This is a genomic window from Flavitalea sp. (assembly GCF_035489435.1).
In the GTDB taxonomy this organism is placed as follows: domain Bacteria; phylum Bacteroidota; class Bacteroidia; order Chitinophagales; family Chitinophagaceae; genus DATHKG01.
The window spans coordinates 1-6,198 of the sequence record NZ_DATHKG010000079.1; the positions used below are offsets into that span (position 1 = coordinate 1).

2 protein-coding genes are annotated in these 6,198 nt (G+C 42.8%); both read right to left on the minus strand.

Going from position 1 to position 6,198, the window contains the following annotated elements:
* Positions 1–580 precede the first annotated feature (580 nt).
* Complete coding sequence (locus VK664_RS11885; RefSeq protein WP_461398878.1) at positions 581–1,648, minus strand: NAD(P)/FAD-dependent oxidoreductase; 1,068 nt, start codon at positions 1,646–1,648, stop codon at positions 581–583.
* A gap of 372 nt (positions 1,649–2,020) precedes the next feature.
* Positions 2,021–6,198: alpha-2-macroglobulin family protein (locus VK664_RS11890; protein WP_461398879.1), on the minus strand; the 4,178-nt coding region annotated here is incomplete at its 5' end.

Genomic DNA, 6,198 nt, shown 5'->3' on the forward strand with positions numbered 1-6,198 from the left:
GCTATATAGGACTCGTAAGAATTGTTATGACTGGTATGATATTCCCCCAAGTGGATGAGCTAGTTGGGAGCGGGATTGTGCCTTTGCGCGGCCTTCGTACCGTGGTCGGAGTTACTGAAGCCGATCAGGGCGATACTGCAATTAGCACTTGAAGAAACCCTAACAAAGCTGATCAGGGCCCCGCAGAAGACCGGAGACAAGAACCACTCCCAGCATGAGCAAAGGTATTAACCACGGGACACAGCCGCAAAAAGGCACAATCCCGCTCCCAAGGGAGCGAAGAAGCGACCAAAAACTGTTGCATAAGAATGCTGGTAAACAAAGAAAGCAAACCAGCACTTCGTGCAATGGTCGGATTTACTGAAGCTGATCAGGGCAAAAAAGCCGATCGGAGACAATCCCGCACGTGCGGGACATGAGCAAAGGTATTAATCACGGGACACAGCCGCAAAAAGGCACAATCCCGCTCCCAACGGAGCGAAGAAGCGACCAAAAAACTGTTGCATAATAATCCTGTTAATTTTCCGAATCAAATTGTGTTCGATGATCGACTTTTTATGCAATTTTATAAATGCGGATTTCACAATTCCAGCTTACGCGAAAGTATACGCGAAAAACGTTTTACATCTGCATCTTTGGATAAACCTGCACCGGAAACAATCGAGTTTACAAACTGGTTCGCAAAAAACGGTGCCAGTGAACAACCTTTTGCACCCATACCATTGAAAATTCCTACCTGTTCATGGATGGGATGAAACCCTACGAATGGTCTTCGTTCCAGGGTGGCAGGCCTGATACCTGCAAGATGGTCAATGATGGTAAATGGAATTTTCAGGGTTTGTTTTAGCCAGTTTTCGGCGAAACGATAGAAGCCGGGTGTGGGGGTGTCATCTTCAAATTCCCAGAGATAATTTGACCCCAGCCAGAATATGTTGTTTTTCCAGGGAACCAGGTTGAAACCTTTTTTATAGATATGGGCTGGCGAAAGATCATCTATCTGAACCAGGACTGCTTCTCCCTTGTTGGGTGCGAACGGCAGGTTGCTGAAATAGGGATTTTGTGTTCCGGAGATCCCATCGCAGAAAATGATCTGACGGGCTGTTATGTCTCCGTATTTCACACCCCCTGGAAGCAACCCGAGTTTCTGATGATCAAAGTTTTCTTCAACGATATTGCTTTCTTCGGCTATACGTGTGCGATAGGAATCGAGTAGGTCTGGCAGGTTGACGAGGAAGGCGGGTGTTATTTCACCATAACCGAACTCATAATTTATCAGGCCGGACCATTTGCCAGGGTCTGAAGGAAAGGATAAATATTCAGTATCCTGCTGGTATCGTTTTTTAAAGGCTTCAGTGATCTGAGGTGTGGGGAAAAAATCTATAATTGATGCTTCGCTGATTGCTTTGATCTTTAATTCTTCACTTATTTTTCCATAGATGTCTTTTGCGAAAGGCATTACCTCATCTATCAGCCATGTCTTGACTATTCTTCTCCCGGTTACAGGATTGATTACACCTGCAGCCACCTTCGAAGCGGTATTATTTTTTGGTTGGTCTATAACAATTATGCTGTAACCGGCTTGCTTTAAAAACCGGTACATCATCGTACCACAAATGCCCTGTCCAACCAGTATAAAATCCACGTTCATAAATAAAAATTAATCAACGATATGTATTAATTAAAACTTCATTGTTTTCCTAATGAGAATTATCAATGTGTATGTAATGACACTTTATCAATGTTTACCTAATGATAATTCTTTCGATTTTGCTTCATGACACTTAATCAACGATTCTGGAGGCACTTAATGAAGGTTGCCTAATGAAAATTCACCAAAGTTTTCTTATTGACAATCATCAAGTTTTCTTATTGACAATCATCAAGGTTTCTTAATGACAATCACCAAAGTTTTCTTATTGACAATCATCAAGGGTTCTTAATGACAACCATCAAGGTTTCTTTATCATAAATTATCAACGTGTTTCATAAACAATTTTCCCTCGATTCATCTTAAAGTTATTTATTCAACTGAAACATTTATTCCTTCTGAATGCGCACGGAATTCTGGAGCATACAATGATTGGAAGGTGGCAATGCCGTTGCTGAAGTTACCGGTATGGGTTACGAATACAACATATTCGAAAACATAGGTTCCCTTATTTATCCGGCTGAAATAAAAGTTTGTGGCTGCATCAGATGTCGATTCGTAATATCCAAGGCCGTCCTGCCATTTATAGCTGCTTAACACATTTACCGGTTCCGTGCCAGCCGCCCGCATGTCTTTTAAATGCACATATTCCATATCACGATCGGTTTTTAGTTCAAGTCTCACCTTCACTTTATCGCCTATTTTCAGCGGTGTTAAGCTGGTATATGGGGTGAGGACAGGACCGTTTGCTGTATTGTTTTCAACAAACAGTTTTTTGTTTATCTGCATCGATCCGTTTGCACTGGTGACCTGGTCGAGGTTTTCAAAATATTGCCAGTAGACTGCCCCCCAGGTTGGAAGTTCTTTGTCTTTGGTTGGAAGTTCTTTGCCCTCAGCTGGAAATTCTTTGCCCTTGGCTGGAAGTTCTTTACTATCGGTTTTGCCTGGTTGAACTTTAGATGGTGTAACCCTGACCTGGATATTGCCCATGGATGGTTTTACCTGTTCATCAGAAAACGTTTTCTTGAAATAACCGCTACCTTCTTCGGGGTTTTCAGATGTTGAAGAAATGGTTGTTGCGCCCAGGTGAATTTCAACTGATGGATTTTCGGTAAAAAGTTCGTTTATGACATTGCCCTTAGCACGATTTCCATCAATGCTGATTAATAGAGCATAACATGCATCGGCTGTTGCCCGGGTCGTTGACCAACCCTGGGTTTGCTTTTGTTTCAGTAACCATGTTTTCAAATCTGTAACTGAATTTTCATCCCTGGCAATTTCAGCAAATGCTTCGATCAGGACTGATTGGGTTTCAACGGGTGCCTGGTGCCAGTAATAACCGGATCTCACGTCTTTCCAATACATGCCCAGTTCTTCATTTACAATAGCATTTTGTTTTAATGATGCGATGATGTTTTTCGCTGTTTTTATATCGTCAGTTCGCTGTAAAGCGATGGCAATCATCGCCTGCATATAACGTGTTTGTTTCAGCCAGGTTTGCTGGGATTGTGTACGGTAATAACTATATGCTTTCAAGGTATTGCCGGCCATGGTGGAATTCCGGAAAAAACTACGGAGGTACAAATATTGAATCTGCATTTGATCAAGGCCTCCGGTTGGGCTGGAGCCTTTTTTTGTATTTTTCACCAGGCGTTCATAGTCAGCTATAATCACTTTATCCAGGTAATCAAGACCTCGCTTAACAAATGTTTGCAACAGTGTATTATCGATTGTTGCCGGGTTTAACTTAATAATGTGTCCGATGCCAGTCAAAATGTATTGAGTGATATAACGATCCTTAGGTCCTCCGGGAAACCAGGTGAAGGCACCCTCGGGCGATTGTAAGGTCGCGAGTTTTGCCAGGGCAGCTTGTTGTTTGGAACCGATTTGCTTAATATCAAACATCAGCGCTAACTGTCGTCTTTGTTCACGTTCCGATTTCGCCTGCAGTACCCACGGAGTTTCGGCAAGTAACATGGCTTTTAGTTCAGGATTCTTTTCAAGATTTGATAACAGGGAGGCTGTATCGTCGTCCTGATATTTAGAAAAGAAATCTTTGAGGGCCGGTGAAGCATTTAAGATGGTGGCAGCAAGAACGGTTGCATAATAGTTATTAAAAGTCTCATCAGCCGACTCTCTTTTATTTCCTGCAAGAAAAGGCAATGACTGAATGGCAAACCAGGCGGGGTTAGATGTGTATTCGACAACCAGTGAATGATTGGTAATCGTTTCACTTGTTTCGCTTTTCAACAATTTTTCAAAGGTGAAATTTTTTGTTGATGAACCGCGAACAGGGAGCTGCAAAGCTTCTGTGATCAGAATTCGGTTGCTCAACACCGGTAGTATACCTTCTTCACCGTCGCTGATATTGCCAGAACGGGCTACCATCCGGTATGTCAACGCTTTACTGTATTGAAAAGGGATCTCTATACTGAAATTAACAGCAACACTTTGTTTTGCCGGTGCAGTAAAGAATTGATTTGGAAATACATTTTTAAACCAGCCATCAACAGACTGGTTGGTGGTTGGGTCGATCAGCAGAAGCTCAACCTGGCCGGTCATTTCGGTATCGGTCAGGTTCACAATCTTGCCGCTGAAATCTATGCGATCGCCCTGTCTCACAAAGCGGGTTGCATTTGGCTGAACCATGAGTTCTTTTTGGGTAACAACGGTTTTTTCACCGAGACCAAATGCCAGATCTTTTGTATGTGCAAGCGTAATCCATTTCCAACGTGTCAGGGCTTCCGGCATGGTAAATGAAAATTCAATGTTACCACTGCTATCCGTTTTAAGTTCAGGGAAAAAGAAAGCGGTTTCATTGAAATTTTTGCGGATTGTTGGTTGAACGACCAAAGGCACAGTATCAGATGCCAGGGCTATACTACCAGTCGGATCTATATCTGAAGGTAATGGCTGGGCCACTTCGAAAGCTCTTTTCTCTTGCATGGCCATTGGTGACGGTGCCAGATTTTCTACCCGGTTAGCAGCTCCTCTGATCTTGATTCCGCCGCCCCTTGCGCCATATATTTTATCGCTATCAAACATTATCCCTTGTACTTCTGAATCATCAATAAATAAACGGTCATAAGTTTTGTCAAGAGAAGCAAATTCTCTTTCCCCGGGTTTCAGTCTTGATTGCTCCTGCCTGAAAGTTGGTCCCTCCCATGATGCACGTTGAAAATAAATTGGCCAGATACCAGGTTTATTATAGGCATGTGGGCTGAATTGATCCAGCGATGCATCATACATTCCTGTTAACACTTCAGCCGCAATTTTATCTCCCTTAGCCCCGCTTATTTTTAGTTTCCACTTTTCAGCTGAACCAGGCAGCGTCTTATCGCGAAAGGTTTCATAACTTATGGACAGCTCTTTATCAGTGTTAGGTACTTCAACCGGTAAATAAGAACTGAAGATCCGGTTATACTTTACAAATGCGATCTGGATACCAAATCCTCCTGATTCATTGTTAGTAACCGGCATTTCATACGCTTCCTTGTTTTTATTAAGACCCAGGTAATTCCGCCTGAGTGAATCATCGCCTGATTCAATATCCTGTATCACAAACACGCTGTCTACATTAGTCTCGACGCTATATTGAAATTTTTCACCTTTTTGCACACTTGATTTATCAGCGGAAACCGAAGCAAAAAGATCTGGAGTTACTATTCTATCCCTGAAGACCTGCAGATATCTTATTAAACTAACGGTGTCGCCTGACCGATCCTTGGCTTTTGCCTCGAAACGATACCATCCTGCGTCAATCTTTTCTGCCGGAAGTTTGAATATGCCACTTTCTTTGGTAGAATCTGTAAATGAAAGAACGGTCCCGGCTGTTTCCCAGACGGTTGGCTCATTTTCATTTTTATAAGCATCGTGCGGAAACAAAGAACTATATGCCTTTTCATCGATCACCTGCTGATCCGCCTGTTCCCATAACCTTTCCCTGAAGATCCTTGAAGGCAATTTTAATTTGACAAGGTTCACAGAAACGATGGCCGTCTCAAACACATTATTCAGATTGGTTGAAACTAACTTTAATCTGCTAAGGCTATCAGCATGCACTTTTTCAGGTAAATCAACATCCAATTTAAGAGAATGATAACCAACAGCTACCGCAGATGATGTCGACCTGGTTTCACCGGATATGTCGGTAATGTCAGCCGTTATCGAGTAATGAAAAACGGGTTGGTTTTTTGGATCTATACCGGCATCAGGTATCGCTTTAAAATTGATTTCAAAATTCCCAGCCCCATCTGTTAGAGTCTTGCCGTTTGCAACTTCAACTTCATTTTGAGGATAAGGCGGCCAGATCATTTTGCGGGATCCTCCATACAGCCCAGGGTTCACTCCTGCATCAGGTCCTGAACTACGCGTCATACCAAAGCCTGAATATCCCCACATCGGGAAAACAGCTCTTCTTACAACGCGGTATTTAACCAGGGCGCCGTTCAACGCATTCCCCGCGTAAGCAGTGGCAACACCTTTTACTTTTATGCTGTCGTTTAACTTATAAGTTCCCTTCGGCGACTCAAGTGTTGCTTCAAACCCTG

Excerpts from the sequence above, each read along its gene's own strand:
- VK664_RS11885 (WP_461398878.1), bottom strand. The coding sequence starts at position 1,648 with ATGAACGTGGATTTTATACTGGTTGGACAGGGCATTTGTGGTACGATG.